This window comes from uncultured Fibrobacter sp. (assembly GCF_947166265.1).
Lineage (GTDB): Bacteria > Fibrobacterota > Fibrobacteria > Fibrobacterales > Fibrobacteraceae > Fibrobacter.
Window position 1 is genome coordinate 94,201 of the sequence record NZ_CAMVDO010000005.1, and the last position, 16,183, is coordinate 110,383.

A 16,183-nucleotide genomic window follows, 5' to 3' on the forward strand; every position below is an offset into this window, starting at 1 on the left:
GGTTTCTAGTTCCCGGTTTCTACTTTACGATTTCCACTTTGCCGTTGTGCAGGTAGCGGCCTTTTACGGAGGGCTTGCCTTGGAGCACGCGGCCCTGCATGTCGAACCAGCGGTCAGCCGTGTGGCGGTTGAAGCGGATTTCGCCCGTGCGCGTGTTGATGCTGCCGATGACGGTCGTGTGCTCGTTGCCGTTCTCGTCCTTGCTGACGATAACGACATCCATGCTTTCGGGGAGGTTGTCGATGCCTGCTGTCGCATTGCCCGATACCGCAGAGTTCGCCATCATGACACCTGCCGGGGCCGGGGCGGGCTTGTTGCTCATTTGGGGGAGTGGGCTGTATTTGATATATGCGCGGAACGGGCTGATGGACGCGTCGCTCCCGATCCTTACGAATGCACCGACACCGTATTTTCCGTCAGCTTCCGCAGCATAGCCATAGACAACCCTTGTCGGAGTCAGGTCGGGGTCGCCTGCCTGCCACTGCTTGTAGGCGAGCGTTCCCGTAAAAATCCAGTTTCCGTATCTCTGCACAATATCTTCGGCAGCCTCTTCGCTTGTCGCCTTGAGCGTCAAGGAAGTATGTTCCTGATCTTGGCAATTGATGCCGAGCTTGGTGGAGTTCATCGAAATCATGTAAGGGTGATACGGTTGCAGTGTTATGTGCGTTTGTTCTCCGTTTTCCGTTTTTTTCCAGATGACGCCGAAATCGACTTCATAATCTGCGGTGATGCCCTGGAATTCGATGATGGAGTCAACGCCCGTAAGGCAACTCGTATTCACCTCGAATGGGAAGGTGACGGTCGCAAAGACTTCGGGCGTAAACGACCGAGTGAACTCGACGGATGCGACCTCGATGTTTTCGGGAATATTGACGGCGGCATTGTCGGCCGTATAATCTCCGTCAATTATCGCACGAGCACCGTTTTCGTCTTCGAGAATTTGGACTGCGGCGAAATCGGTTTTCTTCGGTTCAACGGTCAGCGTTCCGCTTGCGAATGAGATATCATAGTTGTCGGCGGTCAGGCCGCTAGGAGTAATCGCGTATGTGCCTACATTGTCAAGTTTTGCGTAGTCGTAACTATACGAAAGTTCTCCGTTCAAGACACTTTCGGTTTCGCCATTGACAAAGCCGCTGTATTCAACGCCGTCGTTTGCAGGTTCATCGCCGTAAGCGATTGTCTTGTTCTTGGCGGTGATTGTCAAAGGAGCCTTGGTGATGGCAAACTCTTTCTCAACTGTTCCGCTGTAATCGCCGATGCCGGTGATAGTGGCGGTAGCTGTGCCTACGTTGATGTTGGCGGAATATGAAACCGTGTAGTCCGTGCCGAGCGTGAGTGGAGTTTCTCCATCAGTTACAGTAACTTCGGGTTCAATTGCCAAGCCTGTGTAGGTCTGGTCGGGAATGGCGGCGATGGTGATGTCTGAGTTCGTTAGCGGTTTTTTCCATGTCGCAGTGTAGGTGCGGTTTCCGTAACTGCCTTTTGCGATGGTTACGCTTGTATTTGCTGCATCGAGATCCGTTCCTGACCACCCCACAAACTTATAACCCGTCTTACTGGGATTGGTTAGCGTAAAGGTGTCTGTATCGTAGGTGTATGTCGCAGGGTTCTCTATCGCCACGCTACCGCCAGCAAGGTCGTAGTCAATGCTGTACACCATGTTGATTTTTCCGGTAAAACTAACATTATATATATCTTGTTCATAGAGATATATCGTCATATAGTTTGACGATGATATCTGCGTGCCGATGTCTGGGTTTCCATTGTTATAAGTGATATATCCTATCTTTTTCTTAAGTAATGTAGCTGATATGTCCGCACCGTCATATATGCATAATTCAGAGTCATCATAACTATTACCATAGAATTTGACATTCCCCGCAGCCAGCAAACGGTAGCCATTGGGCACTTGAAGCACCGTGGTGGAAGCACCATTTTTCACAGGCGAACCTCCAATATTAAACGATGTAACACCCTCTGGGATTACGCATTCTTTTACGCCATCTGGCGATATGCTGATTGTTGACAAACCGCTTGCGGTTAGGTCGTTCGTAAACTCCGGCGTTATCGTGACGTTCTTGTTGGGCACCTTGAATGTCACCGTATTGCTACCCGAATACCAATGGTCTTCACCGATGGTTGAAAGAGTCGTACCATTATCCGTATCCGTGACGATAATGCGCTTGAGCAGATAGCCATCTGCGGGATTCACGGTCAGCGTAACGGTCTCGTTAGTCTTGGCAGATGTCTTGTCGCTTGCGATGCTACCATTATCTGCCGTTCCCACGGTGATGTTGTGCGGTGTAGCCTCGACTACCCTTACCGTCAAATCAAGTCCGTATTTTTCTTTAGCACTTTGACCATTGTATACATAAAATCTCATTAGCATCCCGTCTGCCGCACTGGCAAATAAAATGTTTTCACTATTCTGATCTATCTTTGTAATCAGTGCCGTCTCCGTCTCATCATTGCCGTCGTATGCCTTCAGCCAAGTCAAATATTCACCAGATGCATAAAATTGTGCATCTGTCTTACCTGTTACTTCCAAAGTGTATCCCTCCGGAGCATACAGCATCAGGCGTCCGTCGGAAGGCACCAAGTTTCCATTCTTTCCTTCGCTATCATATACCTTGATGGTCTGGTCCTTGCCGAGGTAAACCGTCTTCTTTGTTCCGTCGTTGGGGAAGTTGATGTAATGGTCACTGCCATCTACCGACAAATTTGCGTCCCACTCCACGAGGCTGAATGTAACCGACTTGCTGCCCGTGTAGGTCGTTCCTGTTCCTGTAACCGTCAGCGTATAGTCGCCCAGTTGATCAAAGGTCGAAACTTCCTCGTTGCTGCTGTTCTTGATGACAGCCGTGTAATGTGTGCCCAGTGTCAGTTTGTTGCCGTTGTAGTCATATACATCATAACTGACATCGACCGCAGTTCCGTTCGTGGTAATGTAATAGAGCGGCATCTGAATATCGGCATAAGCAAGCGAATTGTTGTCTGCCACTGCCGGGACGATCTTCTGATTTAGTTTATTCGCAAGTTCATCCGCCGTGACATAGTCTGTAGTCCCATCGTAATAGAAACGCTTACCGTCCTCAAAACTGATTGTGCCTTTGTAACTGCTCGCATTGATGAAGTCCGTACTTTCGGTCCACGACAATGAGATGGTACCTAACGTGCCGTCTATTGAAGAACCTTTGCCCGGTCCAATGCCATAACCACATGGGTTACCATTATCCTTGCCACCGGTTGCATTAACCTGACCACCACTGATAGTAATTGTGCCGCCGTCACCAGGATTTTCCGAATCGCCACCGCCACCGATTCCTGCGCCTTTATAATTGCCTGTGGCACTTACAACACCACCAGTGATGGTAATCATACCAGCATTGCCCTTATAACCGCCACCAATACCTGCAGACCAACTATCGCCCGTCGCAGTGACATTTCCTCCGCTAATGTTGATAATTGTAGCAGAGCCGGAGTCGCCACCACCGATACCGGCACCACCATTTTTTCCTGTTGCATTGATGGTTCCGCCTGTAATATTGATAGTGCCACTGTTTTGTCTAAAGGTTCCTCCTATTGCGGCAAACATATTATTGGCTCCGGCATTAAGAGTTCCATCGCCAGCAATCGTCAGACTGTTTCCTTCATTTACGGTTATGCCAAAAGATGCAGTTAGGGTAGCACCTGCACCGAGGTTCAGCGTAACATCGCCGCTGATGGTAATACGCTTGGAAAAAGTAACCTTGCCGCTGCCCGTAATATTGACTGTGCTGTTTTCCCATGTTGTAGCATCGGAAATTGTTTGACCATCAGCCACAATGGTGATTATTTCATCCGCCCATGCGGTGGAAAGCATGGAGAGAAGGAGAAGGAATGTCAAAAAAAGTGATTTGGATTTCATAAGAATTTAGGGGTTGTTATTTTGATAAAAGCAAGACAATTCTGCACTGGATCCCCTCCCTAACGGTCGAGGATGACGCAAGGGAAGGAAATCCCCGCCCGAGCCTGTCCTAAACATGCCGAAGGGCGGGGATGTTTTTTCGTAAATATTTAATGAATCTGTTTCATATTCTCTTACTTCTTCAGATTGTTGATAACTTGATATCCAATGATTGACATAGAGAAATAATTGGATGTTGATGTGCTGCCATCGAAACGCATGAAGAGAAAGAAAAAGGAAACAAAGGTATTCATTTTAACCTCTATCTTTTTTTCTTGCAAAAGAAATCGATTGCGGTTTGAACATCTATAATATCGGGAATTTCTGATTGTCCGTCATTTAGAATATTAAACAACTGTTCTCCGATAGTATTTTTTAGTACCAACAAAGATGTACGTTGAAGATCAATTAATTCGGAAATAAAATTTCTTATGCAATCTTCAGAAAATGAATTTTTTTGCTTTGAATTAGTAATTCCGTATTTAGAGGCAATTTTATTGGAATTATCCAACCAGAACTGCTGTATATGTTTGAGTTTTGTATAATCAAAATTAATAGAATATTCTGATAACAATTCTTGTACTGATTCTTGCAAATATTTAATTTGGCTTTTTTTAACTACGCTTTTTTGGTCATTAATATTGCGCATTGCAGGTACAACGGTGTTGTTGAACCAATCAGAATATCGTCTGCCCAATTTTCCATAGAAAAAGCATGAAAGTCCGTATGCCTTAGGATGATCGCCTTTTATAATGAGGGTTCCACTTACTGGATATATAAAGCGGTTTGCGGCCTGATGGCATACTCCATCAAGAGCGTATGTCATGTTCGTGAAATCATTTTTCCCACGGCATTGATCCATTATTGAATAGGCATCGCCATCAACATTTGCTATTTGAACAATATCATCGCCTTCTGTAGAACCGTTACAGCAAAATACACCTTTAGGATTTACACTTTCAACCCATACGTGATCCATTACTTTTTTAAATTTTTCCGAGAAAGCAGGGGAATAATGTACTTTGAACTGATTTGCAAAAGATACCTTATCTATGTAAAAATCGGATTTGCTTTCTTTTTGTTCCAATATTTGTGTATCTGTAAGTTCAAGTGGAATGGCTTCAAACCCTTCTTCTATTTTACCATCTTTGACTTTGGGTGCCATAAGGTATAATTTTGCAAATCGTGTTATTGTTGGGGCGTTTTCATCACCATTGTGTTTACGACCAATTATGACGTAGCCTTCTTTTTCAACCCAACAACCATTGGATTCTTTTTCTGTGTAAACGTCAACTATATCAATGGCACAGCTCAGAGGTGCAGCTCGTCCATCTTTTTTTGCCCATACTTCAGCAAAATAGTATCCTGTGTCTTTATTTTCATCTCCATTATGGAATCTGCGTGTAATGACTTGTGCTGGTTTCGTTTTTAAAATAAAATCGGAAGCAGATTCTTTTTGTGAAAGAAAACTTGCATTTGCTAACCAAACTTCATCATAGCCTAAATCCTTAGCACGTTGTGGTAATGTAATTGCAGCGAATTTTACTTGAGTTGTTCCGTTTTCATCACCACTATGACAACGCCCAATCATACAATACCGAGGCATATATTCGGGAACGTCGGACGAATACATGGCAAACATCGTAGTTGTATCTCCATTTTCGTCTCCTTCATGAGTCCTTCCAATTATTGGCAGATAAAGTGTTATTTCGTTACCATTGGGGTCTATGCAATTTTCAATGGGGTACTGCACTATTTCGCCAGAACTTTCTTTTACTGTTTGATGTTCATTTTTTATAATGTTAAAATCCAAAGACGTGTCTTTGTACTGAATATTTATTTTTTTTGATATTATTGTACTTTTCCCATTTTCATCCCCTTTGTGGATTCTTCCAGTCATGACATAATCAGATGCAGCAATCCAGTCACTGCGACTTTCTTTTTCAAATTCGGTACTGGTTTTATCTGTTAGGGATAATTTAAAATCACTTGTAATTTCGTTACCTTTGTAAGCAGAAATAATTTTTCTATTTTCCGCATCTACAAGAACGATTTCACCCCATTTATAAGTTGTATTTCCATTTTCATCCCCATTATGAATTCTGCAATAAATAGCTTCACGTTCGCCAGAACAATCGATTGTTCCATCCCCATGTTTGGCCGATTCTTGAAAAGTTTCTTCGTTTTCAGGAACAATTGCTATAAAATAATTTTTTTCCATATTTTTTCCTTCTTATGGTTTAAACGCCAAAAACACCAAACAGCGTAACCGTCTGGTGTTGACTTTTAGTTTGTATTTTGAAAATTTTAGTTCTTAGTGAACATTTGTGCCCCCCCCCCACCCTTGCAAAATTCGTGCCTAGCGACGCAGGGGCGAGGTCCGCCAAAGTCAAGGCAGACATACTGTCGAGGTCAAAGCACCGTGGGTAGTCAGGGGCCATCAAAAGCATATGAAAAAGTTACAAAAATTTGGAGTGGGTGTCAAAAGGGGGCTTTTTTAGTGCTTATTTCTTCTCTAAGATTTCCCAATGTCCACCGAAATCTCCGCCGTTTCGCTTGATTATCCCCTGTTTCTTCAGTTTGTTGATGTGTTTCTGGACTGCAGAAGGGGCTATTCCCATGAATTCGGAAAGTTTTATTCGGGTGATGTAAGGGTCATTTATTATCGCTTGCAACACAACTGCCGTGCGGTCCGTATCATTTGTCTGACCACCTGTCAGACCACCCTTGCCATCTTCATTGTTGTCGTTAGATTTTTCGTTATGGGATGATATCAAGGTGGCTTTCAGCATGAAATCACATTGTCTGTATTCGGGGGCAGGATTGCCTGCAGCCTCCATTTCTCGAAACATTCTATCGACACCTTCGCCAAATTCCTTGACTAATTCATAATCGTGCATGAATTGTGCGATTTTGGGGTTTCGCGAAAAGTGGATTTGGCGGATGTTGTTTAGGCGGACCATTCCCGGCAAAATGCCACTACAATTCATCGTACTTCGCGATTACTTTTTCGAAGAGACTTTCGACATCCGTCATTTTGTAGAGACCGTCCTTGTTTGCGGACAAGCCATCAAATGTTAATTTGTACGATTCCGGCGGAGTTTCGAGAGAAAGGGTCGTCATGTTGCGCAGCTGTTCCGTCGTTTGATATACCAGACTCATATTGGCGTATTCGACACCGTCCTTGCCGCGCCATTTTTCGATAACAAACTTTACTCCGATTGGGGTCTTAGATTCAATGGTCTTGGGGAGCGTATAGTCGCTCACACCGAGAGCGGCCAAGACGCTACCGACATTGGAATCATGCCCGCACAGGAATGAGAACAGTCTCCCCTTGGCATTCAGCTCACTCAAGATTTCTTTCAGAAGCGGACGCGCGACATTCACAGCAACCAAGGGTGCGGTAAACAGCACATCGCCATAAAAGTCCTTGACTGCAGAGACTTTTTCCCATTCCGCGACAGTCAGGTTATGCCCGAAATCGGCATTTTCTTCAGCATTTTCGTAGTACTGCAGCACGAGCGCATCCGCAGCGCCCGTCGCCGTTGTGAGCGAACCTTTCACGCTCGGTTCACGGCCGACTTCCATGATAAATTCTGTATCGTCGGTATCGAATTCGCAGAATTGCTTTTCCTTGCAGCTGACGCTTTCTTCCATATCCAAGACGGAGCCGAGCAAGGCGTAATTTTCAGTCAGTTTCCGGCCGATTCCCGCAAGCGAGCCATCGCCAAACATATCTTCGACTTGTTTCAAGGCGCGTTTTTTGTAGTCATCGTTCAGGAACGTAAACTGCGGCGTAAAAATGGAATCCATGACATCCACTTCGCAGTGATGTTCAATTTCCACATTCGCTTTCGGGAACATGCCCGCCGCAAAATGCGTCGCGGTCGCGATGGTTCGCTGCATCGAGTTGGCGTAGATGCGCACGGCGTCGCCCTGATTTTCAAGGGCGGCCTTCAGACCGTTTTGCGAAATCCACTCGCGGAAATAGGCACCCATTTTTTCTTCGAGGAGTTCCCCGTGCGGCGAGAGGCTCTTGGGCTTTACGGGCCAGGCGTACCACTCATGAGGCGTAAGCTGACCGATGGTTGACTTGCTGTCAGAAAGCGGAGCACGAATGTTGTGGCGGCTCAAGACAACAACACCTTCCAGCGAATAGTCGCCGCAGTCAAAATTGGCGATACACTGTTTTTCGGCAGAAGAACTATTGGACGCACTACTAGACGAATCACCATCGCTGCAGGCAGAAAGAGCCCAAAGCCCAGCAAACGAAATTGCCCATAGCGCAGAATTCATTCTCGTCATTTTTTCGTCCCTTCAGTTTTCTTTTTCCCTGCAGCCTTCAGCTTCTTGAATTCGGCCTGGGCCTTGCGCATATCGGCCATAAAGGCTTCGTTTGTATGCAGGCTCGGGTAGGCGCCCGAGACAAGCACCTTGGAGGCGTCCACGTCGCTTTGCCAGTGGAATCCGGCAATCACGCGGCTCTGCCCCCATTCATAAGCGTATTTCAGCAGAGCATCTTGAGCGGCCGGATTCACCTCGACCAGCAGCAATGCCATCGCCCACGCGCGAACGGTATGTCCCGACGGATAGGATCCGTTTGTTCTCAGTCTTTCTTCGTCAGCGGGCATAAGCGTCGGTTCGTTAAAGCGGTCGTAAGGGCGGCGCCTATTGTAATACCTTTTGGGATAGCTTCCCGGCTGCTTAAGCGTCCTGACCCCGCGTTCAAGCAGGTTCATAATGGCGGGAGTCTTCTGCGCAGAGATTTCCATACCGAAGGGTTCGCTGAACAGCTTGGCCATCTCGGCAACAGTTTCCACCGTCTGAGCAATCGCAAGGGCGACACGTGCAGAATCCTGGCGCATTTCCTTGCCCCACTCGTACTGCGAAATGTCGTACTTGAACTGCGGCGACGTGGTATCGGGAGGCGCCGGGTAAAAATTCAGCGCATTCGGGAGCGCATCAGCATCTACATAGGGTTTGACATCGGCGGCAAAGCTCACCAAGGCAGCCCCGCAAAGGGCTATAGCAGCAAAAGTTTTCTTGAGGTAAAGCATTTCTCTAAAAAATACCAAAAAAAAGCGCCCGGCTTAACCAGGCGAACTTTAATAATATCGAAAATGATCAGTCGTGGGCCTCGCTGCGCGAGGCCGCGACTCGTCGGCTCACCAATACGAAAGTGCAAGCATTTTTCCGCGACGCTCGGCTCCTCTGTGAGCAACAAAGCCCCCAGGTGTTAACTGGGGGCGGTTGCGAGAGGATTGGCTCCAGAGTAAGAACCTTGATGGGCTTAGCCAATCCGGTCTTTAATCATTCATCATATGATTGTAGAACTTGCGGTAGTTGTCACGGTCTTCGGTCTTACGGACGGCGATAGCATCCTGCGGATGGCGGTTCAGCATACCGGTAATCATCTGCGGAATGATGTAACCCCATTCGTACTTTTCCTTGAGCGGCAAGAACAGTTCCTGGTAGGCATCGAGCACCGGACGCAGGTCATACTTCGGGTTCTTGAGGAAGCCGAGGAGCAGTTCGGTGGTGCAGTTACCGGCGCCACGGCCCATGCCAGACACGGAACCGTCGAGGTAATCCACATGATTGATGATGGCCTGAATCGTGTTGGAGAAAGCGAGCTGCTGGTTGTTATGACCATGGAAACCGAACTTCTTGCCCTTCACGATGCTCTTGTAACGGGCCAGTTCCTTATCGATATCTTCCTGGTAGAAAGCGCCGAAACTGTCGACGAGGTAAAGCACGTCTGCCTTGCATTCTTCGTTCACCTGGTGCAGGGCTTCGTCGAGTTCCGGACCGCGGTCACGGCTCACGGCCATAATGTTGAGGGTCGTCTCGTAGCCCATTTCGTGGAAGGCGTTCACCATTTCGATACCCTTGTCAATGTTCTTCACGTAGCTTGCCACGCGGAACATCTGGTACGGGCTTTCGCTAGCGGGCTTCACGGCGTCCATGTTCACGCGGCCCACGTCAGCCATCACGGCCATCTTGATGTTGGAATCGATGCCGTCCTTTACCTTCCACAAAAGATCATCATCGCAGAACTTCCACGGACCATATTCCTTGGGATCGAAGAGCTCCGGAGAGTTCTTGTAGCCCATTTCCATATAGTCCACGCCGGCGGCGGAAAGGAGCGTGTAGAGGCGACGCACAAATTCGAGAGAGAAGTCGTGCTTGTTGACGAGACCGCCATCGCGGATGGTGCAGTCGAGGACTTTGATGCTTTCGTAGTACATGGTTTTACCTTTTGTTTTACTTTCGCAGGCAAAGATAGGTTCTGCAAGGACGTAAGTCAAGAGGACGAGAATAATCCGTTCAAAAAACTACATTTTCAACGCAAAATTTGCGTAATTAAATTCAAAACACGGCTATTTCGTAAAATTCAATGACTTGCAGAAGCAACAATAGCGAGTTCCAACCTCTTAACCATTCAAAAAGGGCTCATTTTCGACTACAAGCAAACCAAAATTCTGTAGGAATCGAAATAGAGGCGCGCCCCCCGTTCAATATTTAACGCACATTCTGCGTAATTAAAATTATCCCTTCGACAGGGTAAGGAGCACTGCACCCGCAAGAATAATGAACGTCGCTAGGAGCAACTTGATTCGTTCGCGGGCAGTCTTGTATTCGCCGAACACGAAAACGCCCCAGGCAAGGTTCACCAAAAGGTTCAGCTGCGTGAGCGGATAACCGATTGCATAGCCGAGCGCCCCATCCGGATCAATAGCCCAGAAGCAGCCGTGCATACCCGCCATCCAGAAAAATCCTGCCAGAACGCTCGTGACGCTCGGAGCCAGCGGATACCAGTACAGCTTGCGACGACGAATCTGGAGAATGGCAAGCAGAATCTGGCTTCCGATAAAAATGCCTATCGAGAACGGACACATGAACTCGACATCGGTCAGCTGAAGTCCCGACGCCGTAGCCAGTTTAAAGGGAATCAGGTACGTACCAAAAGCAAGGCCCCCCAGAAACGAGCGCCAGTTCTTAAAAATCGAACCGCCGTGCGAAGGCGAAAGCCGCGAAAGCCCCACCATAAAGCAAACAATCGCAGGAATCGAAAGTGCAAAAGCGGATTTTTCGTGGAACAGCAACACCCCCGAAAGGAACGACGCCAAGATGCTCATTCCCATGGAACGCACACCGGCTCCCGCAAGGTCAGCCTCGGCCTTGACCGCCCAGAAACAGAACGTTCCGCCAATCACCCACCAGAAACCGCAGAAAATTCCCACTGGGCTCAAGTTGAAAGTTCCCGTGACAAAAGCAACCACAAGCGCACTCACGAGCACGCCCCAAGTCATCATCGAAAGGAATGCCCAACTCGAAAACTTCGGCCACTTTTTAAGGGGAACCATGTAGGTGCCGAAAATAAAGATGGACATCAACGCGCCAATGTAACTACTTTCCAATGCAGAACCCCGCGAAAATTGATTGTAAAACATCTTCGGACGAAATTTCGCCCGTTATACTCTGAAGCGCCCTGCGCACCAGCTGCATCTCGAAAGCGAGAAGCTCCACCGCCGGATTTTCGCGCAACTGGGCAAGCACCCGGTCGACTCCCGCAAGGGCCTCTTCGAGGCAGGACTTTTCGCGTTCGCTCGTAATCCAGAGGTCTTCGGCGTTTTCGGTTTTCTTGAACAAGACTGCGTTCATGGCACTCTTGAGTTCGGCAAGGCCTTCGCCGGTTTTCGAGGAGATGCTAAGAGATCCTTCGGCCCCTCGACAAGCTCGGGGACCTTGGTCGGGTTGGTGCACATCAACAAGCTCAGTGACCTTTTGCCGAACTACAGCCAAATCGCACTTGGAGTACACCGTAAAATCCGGGTGGACTGTTTCGTCTCTCGTCTGTAGGGCTCCGCCCGTTCTCTCGTCTGAACCATCCACTACCAAAATTTTCAGGTCAGCCTCGTCGAGAATTTCGCGGGACTTTTTCATGCTGAGCGCATCGAGTTCATCGGTAGCCTTGTCGGCAATTCCCGCCGTATCGACCAGGCGAATTTCACCACCGTCCAAGAACAGGCGAACTTCCACAAAATCACGCGTCGTACCGGGAACATTGCTCACGAGCACGCGGTCTTCTCCAAGGAGAGCGTTCACAAGGCTCGACTTGCCCGCATTGGGCGCCCCGTACAAAACCGCAAGCGGTAGCCTACTCAGGCTAGCCTTGCCGCGGAAACTTTCGAGGATAGCCTTGATTGATTCGCGGATGTTTTCGAACTTTTCCTGCCAACCATTGTAATCGGGGTCGGCCTCCTCTTCGGCAAAGTCCACATCGAGTTCGAGGCGGGCCGAGATATCCTTGACCTGCGCCGTCAAGGTCGCAATTTTCTTGGAAAGAGCCCCCGAAAGGAGCCGGTGGGCATTTTCGAGTTCGGCACGGTTTGCGCTGTGAATGACGTCTGCCACCGATTCGGCCTGGGTCAAATCCATTTTTCCGTTCAGGAAAGCGCGGCGCGTGTATTCACCGGGTTCTGCCAGGCGAACGCCTTCGATGCCACGAATCGCCTGCAACAAATCGCGAACGATTAGCGGGTTTCCGTGCGGGTAAAGTTCCAGCACATCTTCACCGGTGTACGAATTCGGGGCCGCAAAGTAAATGTACAATAGGCTATCGAGCACCTTGTGCGACTTGGGATCGCGAGCGGTCCCCAAATTCGCCATTCGCGGGACAAGCGAAGATGCCGCCTTTTCCCCGAACAGTTCCGCAACGACACGACGCACCTGCGAACCACTCACACGGAGTGCAGCCACGGCACTCACGCCCATTGGCGTCATCGGTGCAACGATCGTCAGAGAATCCATACCCCGAAATATAAAAAAAAGTTGACAGAACTTAGCGACAAAGCCCCAAAATGGTTATTGGATAGGCACTTAGGGAACACACCCCCTGTGCAAAGCATCACAACGTAAGGGTTTATTTTCTTACATGATTATTGCAATGACACATTTTTTCCCGATTTTTTATAGATTAGCTCTATATGAATCAATTTAAGCTGATTTTTCGTCCATTGGGAACGCTCCCCCGCTTTGTGTTGCAGCGCGAAGACGGAGCTGAAATCGAAATCCTGAGCGGCTACGGTTGCGGACTCAACGCATGGAGCGTTCCCGTAGACAACGCCCTGAACACACGCACATCTTCTTCGCTCAACCTGCTGTTCGGCTACCAGGACGAATCCGTTCTCCGGAAAACTGCCCCCGATACGAACGCCGGGTGCAGACTCACCCCCTTCGCCGGACGAACCGCCTTTGCAAAGTTCAACTGGAAAGGCAACGAATACAAGCTTGTGAACAACGTAAGTTGGGCTCCGCACGCCCTGCACGGATTCCTGCAAGACAAGGAATGGCTGTTCGAAAGTTACGAAAGCGACTCGCAAAGTTGCACCGCCGTATTCACCTGCGACTGGCCGGGTGCATTCGCCGGTTTCCCGTTCCCCTTCCGTGCCACGAACTCCATCACCTTTACAGGTGAAAGCGTCTCCGTCACCTCGACCGTACAGAATATCGGCAAAACCGACATGCCCTATTCCGAAGGCTGGCACCCCTACTTCACCTTGGGCGAAAAAATCGACAACCTTACCCTGAAACTCCCGAAAACATCGCGAGCCCTTCTGGACAAGGCCGACATTCCCACCGGGGAATACAAGGAAGACCCGAGGTTCACCAACGGACGCAAGATCTACGACGAATTTATCAACGACTGTTTCTGCCTTGAAAAGGAAGTTGCCGAGCTGAATGCCGCCGACTCCGACTTTATCAACAATGTCCACGCCGAACTCGAAAGCGACCGCTACGAGCTTGACATCTGGCAAAAGGCCGGCCACGAACAGTACAACGCCATCCAGATCTATACCCCGCCCGACCGTATGAGCATCGCCATCGAGCCCATGACCTCCGAGCCCGACGTGCTAAACCACCACCGTGGCCTGATCGTGATTCCGCCCGGCGAAGAACGCTCCTTCACGTTCGGATTCAATTTCCACGAAAAGCAGGGCATCGAGCTCTAAAGTTTCGGCCCTAAAATTGGCCCCAAAAGGCGAAAAAAAGCATTTTTCAAAGTCCGTCTGCCCCGACGGACTTTTTGTTGAGAAAACCCCAACGTTTTGTTCAACAGGTGTCAAAAAGTTCTTTGAATTCACCACTTTATAACCTATTTTCCTAGTCGAAATTAAAGGAGTCTTACTATGAGTATCAGAAAAACCGTCTTTAGCCTGGGCCTTGCAGCTCTCGCCACCACGTTTATCGCCTGTTCCGACGATTCGAGCAGCAGCGTCGACCCAACAGACACCGTCGACGACAATCCGACCGTGACCCCGAGCGACTCGACCGCGACCAACCCCAGCGATTCCACGGCGGTCAACGATTCTACCGCAACAAAAGACTCCACGGCAAACAACCCCGACAACGGCCAGAATCCCCCCGAAAGACCCGGTTCGTTCAGCTACCAGCCCGTGACCGAGGGTGCCACCGAAAGCGCCCAGAAGCTTTATAACTTCCTTGCCACGAACTACGGCGTAAAGACCGTTTCTGGCGTGATGACCGGTGACGTGAGCACCGCTACCGTCAAAGAACTTCCCGACGTTGTCTCGTTCAACGAACATTCCGGCAAATACCCCGCCCTCGTCGGTTTCGACTTTTTGTTCGCCACCGGCGTAAAGGGTAGCGATGCCTGGTACCAGAGCTACACGAAAATGGCTCTCGATGCCGCCAAGGACCTGTGGAGCCAGGGCGGTATTCCGGCCTTCACTTGGCACTGGAAAGACCCGAGCGATGCAATCGACGCATTCTACACCAAGTCCGGCAACGCAAGCGAATTTACCGAATTTGATTTCACTCAGGGCTTTGCAGACCCCAACTGCACCGCAAACTGCACCTGGAATACCGAATCCGAAACTTACAAGCAGCTCGTTAGCGACATCGACGAAATCGCCGACATGTTCCTCGGTCTGCAGGAAGCCGGTGTGGCAGCAATCTTCCGCCCGCTCCACGAAGCAAGCGGCAAGTGGTTCTGGTGGGGCACCAAGGGTGGCGCCGCCTTCCAGGCTCTTTACAACTTAGTCTATGACGAAATGGTTTCTGTAAAGGGCGTTAAGAACCTCGTGTGGGTATGGAACCCCGAATACGCCAACGACACCGACTGGAACCCGGGTGCAAGCAAGTACGACGTGATCAGCCTCGACATTTACGAAGTGTGGGATTACAGCAGCAAGTACACCCAGGCCTATGCCGAACTTACGACAAACTACGGCAACGGCAAGATGTTCGCCGTCTCTGAAAACGGCCCGATTCCCGACATGTCCGTGATGGCCGCAAGCAAAACCAAATGGGCCTGGTGGATGCCGTGGTACCAGACTTGGGACGGCAAGTACCTCGACCACACGGTTGAAGCAGTCTGGAAAGCCAACATGGAAAGCCCCTGCACCATCAGTCTCGAAAGCATGCCCGGCTGGGACAGCTACACCATTTCTACAACGCCGGTCGCCGCCTGCGAAGTCGGCTACGAACTCGGAACGCTTGACACCGCTCGCAACATCGAAGAAGTTTACCCCGCAGACCTCGAAACAAACGGCTGGCTGAAGGCAAAGCTCTCCGCTGCAGACGGTGAAACCGCAAAGGGTAACGTCGTCATTCTCGACAGCAATATCCCGGATATGTCTTCTGCACAGAAACTCACCATGAAGGTCTACAACACCAACCAGCTTTCCGGCATCTGGTTCACGGTAGCTTTCCTCACGGGCGAACCGGACTGGGCATGGGCTCAACCCGAAGGTTGCTGGGTGAACGCAGGCCAGGAAACCACCTGCGAAATCGACCTTACGACAACAGCTAAGTCCGTGACAAAGGTCGTCGACGGCAAAGAAGTCAAAGAAGACGTCGTGCTCACGGGTGACGACTACGCCGCCTTCATGGGTAACGTTTCTAAGGTCTACATCGAAATCTACGCCGAAGGCTTCAGCGGAACCGTCTACTACGACGCCGTCACCGTCGACGGGGCTACGGTCATCAACGACTTTGATGCCGCCCAGAAAATCACGGTAGAACAAGGCAGTTTCGTCAAAGCAAGCGTGGTCGGAAACGGCAACTAAAATGAGTTTCCTAACTCCCTTTTCATTCTGACTCCTTGAATCCCTGCGGATTAACCCATGGTTGTCCGCGGGGATTCTTCTTTTTAGGCTACAAACAACCGCAACGCGCGAAATTAAACTATTTTAAGAAAGATAAGCCCTG

The 16,183-nt window shown here is 49.3% G+C and carries 10 protein-coding genes; 2 read left to right on the forward strand and 8 right to left on the reverse strand.

What is annotated here, in order from left to right; genetic code table 11:
• Positions 1 to 19: 19 nt before the first annotated feature.
• From Q0W37_RS04315 to mnmE, 8 genes are all read right to left on the reverse strand, one after another.
• The gene (locus Q0W37_RS04315; protein ID WP_297699119.1) at positions 20 to 3,886 is read right to left on the reverse strand and encodes an MBG domain-containing protein; all 3,867 of its coding nucleotides are present in this window, start codon (positions 3,884 to 3,886) and stop codon (positions 20 to 22) included.
• A gap of 322 nt (positions 3,887 to 4,208) precedes the next feature.
• The gene (locus Q0W37_RS04320) at positions 4,209 to 6,167 is read right to left on the reverse strand and encodes a hypothetical protein (RefSeq protein ID WP_297699121.1); all 1,959 of its coding nucleotides are present in this window, start codon (positions 6,165 to 6,167) and stop codon (positions 4,209 to 4,211) included.
• 283 nt (positions 6,168 to 6,450) lie between these two features.
• On the reverse strand, positions 6,451 to 6,936 hold the full coding sequence (locus tag Q0W37_RS04325) for an ATP-binding protein (protein WP_297699123.1): 486 nt from the start codon (positions 6,934 to 6,936) through the stop codon (positions 6,451 to 6,453).
• Complete coding sequence (locus tag Q0W37_RS04330) at positions 6,926 to 8,242, reverse strand: histidine-type phosphatase (RefSeq protein ID WP_297699125.1); 1,317 nt, start codon at positions 8,240 to 8,242, stop codon at positions 6,926 to 6,928. The genes Q0W37_RS04325 and Q0W37_RS04330 overlap by 11 nt, the downstream gene beginning before the upstream one ends.
• Before the next feature lie 5 nt (positions 8,243 to 8,247).
• Positions 8,248 to 9,021 carry a phosphatase PAP2 family protein gene (locus tag Q0W37_RS04335; protein WP_297699126.1) on the reverse strand — a complete coding sequence of 258 codons (774 nt, stop codon included), beginning with the start codon at positions 9,019 to 9,021 and terminating at the stop codon, positions 8,248 to 8,250.
• Positions 9,022 to 9,252: 231 nt separating this feature from the next.
• The gene (locus Q0W37_RS04340) at positions 9,253 to 10,194 is read right to left on the reverse strand and encodes an aldolase catalytic domain-containing protein (protein ID WP_297699128.1); all 942 of its coding nucleotides are present in this window, start codon (positions 10,192 to 10,194) and stop codon (positions 9,253 to 9,255) included.
• A 300-nt stretch (positions 10,195 to 10,494) separates the two neighbouring features.
• Positions 10,495 to 11,340 carry a GRP family sugar transporter gene (locus tag Q0W37_RS04345; protein WP_297699130.1) on the reverse strand — a complete coding sequence of 282 codons (846 nt, stop codon included), beginning with the start codon at positions 11,338 to 11,340 and terminating at the stop codon, positions 10,495 to 10,497.
• A gap of 16 nt (positions 11,341 to 11,356) precedes the next feature.
• Positions 11,357 to 12,760, reverse strand: a complete 1,404-nt coding sequence (mnmE, locus tag Q0W37_RS04350; RefSeq protein WP_297699132.1) for a tRNA uridine-5-carboxymethylaminomethyl(34) synthesis GTPase MnmE — start codon at positions 12,758 to 12,760, stop codon at positions 11,357 to 11,359.
• Positions 12,761 to 12,936: 176 nt separating this feature from the next.
• Here mnmE and Q0W37_RS04355 point away from each other — a divergent pair, with 176 nt between their 5' ends.
• Both Q0W37_RS04355 and Q0W37_RS04360 read left to right on the forward strand, forming a co-directional pair.
• Entirely contained in the window at positions 12,937 to 13,962 is a 1,026-nt protein-coding gene (locus Q0W37_RS04355; RefSeq protein WP_297699134.1) for an aldose 1-epimerase, read from the forward strand.
• A gap of 177 nt (positions 13,963 to 14,139) precedes the next feature.
• Positions 14,140 to 16,041 carry a glycosyl hydrolase gene (locus Q0W37_RS04360; RefSeq protein WP_297699136.1) on the forward strand — a complete coding sequence of 634 codons (1,902 nt, stop codon included), beginning with the start codon at positions 14,140 to 14,142 and terminating at the stop codon, positions 16,039 to 16,041.
• The last annotated feature ends 142 nt before the right edge of the window (positions 16,042 to 16,183 follow it).

Coding starts and splice junctions, on each gene's coding strand:
- Q0W37_RS04320 (WP_297699121.1), bottom strand. CDS start 6,167: ATGGAAAAAAATTATTTTATAGCAATTGTTCCTGAAAACGAAGAAACT.
- Q0W37_RS04325 (WP_297699123.1), bottom strand. CDS start 6,936: ATGAATTGTAGTGGCATTTTGCCGGGAATGGTCCGCCTAAACAACATC.
- Q0W37_RS04330 (WP_297699125.1), bottom strand. CDS start 8,242: ATGAATTCTGCGCTATGGGCAATTTCGTTTGCTGGGCTTTGGGCTCTT.
- Q0W37_RS04340 (WP_297699128.1), bottom strand. CDS start 10,194: ATGTACTACGAAAGCATCAAAGTCCTCGACTGCACCATCCGCGATGGC.
- Q0W37_RS04345 (WP_297699130.1), bottom strand. CDS start 11,340: ATGTCCATCTTTATTTTCGGCACCTACATGGTTCCCCTTAAAAAGTGG.
- mnmE (WP_297699132.1), bottom strand. CDS start 12,760: ATGGATTCTCTGACGATCGTTGCACCGATGACGCCAATGGGCGTGAGT.
- Q0W37_RS04355 (WP_297699134.1), top strand. CDS start 12,937: ATGAATCAATTTAAGCTGATTTTTCGTCCATTGGGAACGCTCCCCCGC.
- Q0W37_RS04360 (WP_297699136.1), top strand. CDS start 14,140: ATGAGTATCAGAAAAACCGTCTTTAGCCTGGGCCTTGCAGCTCTCGCC.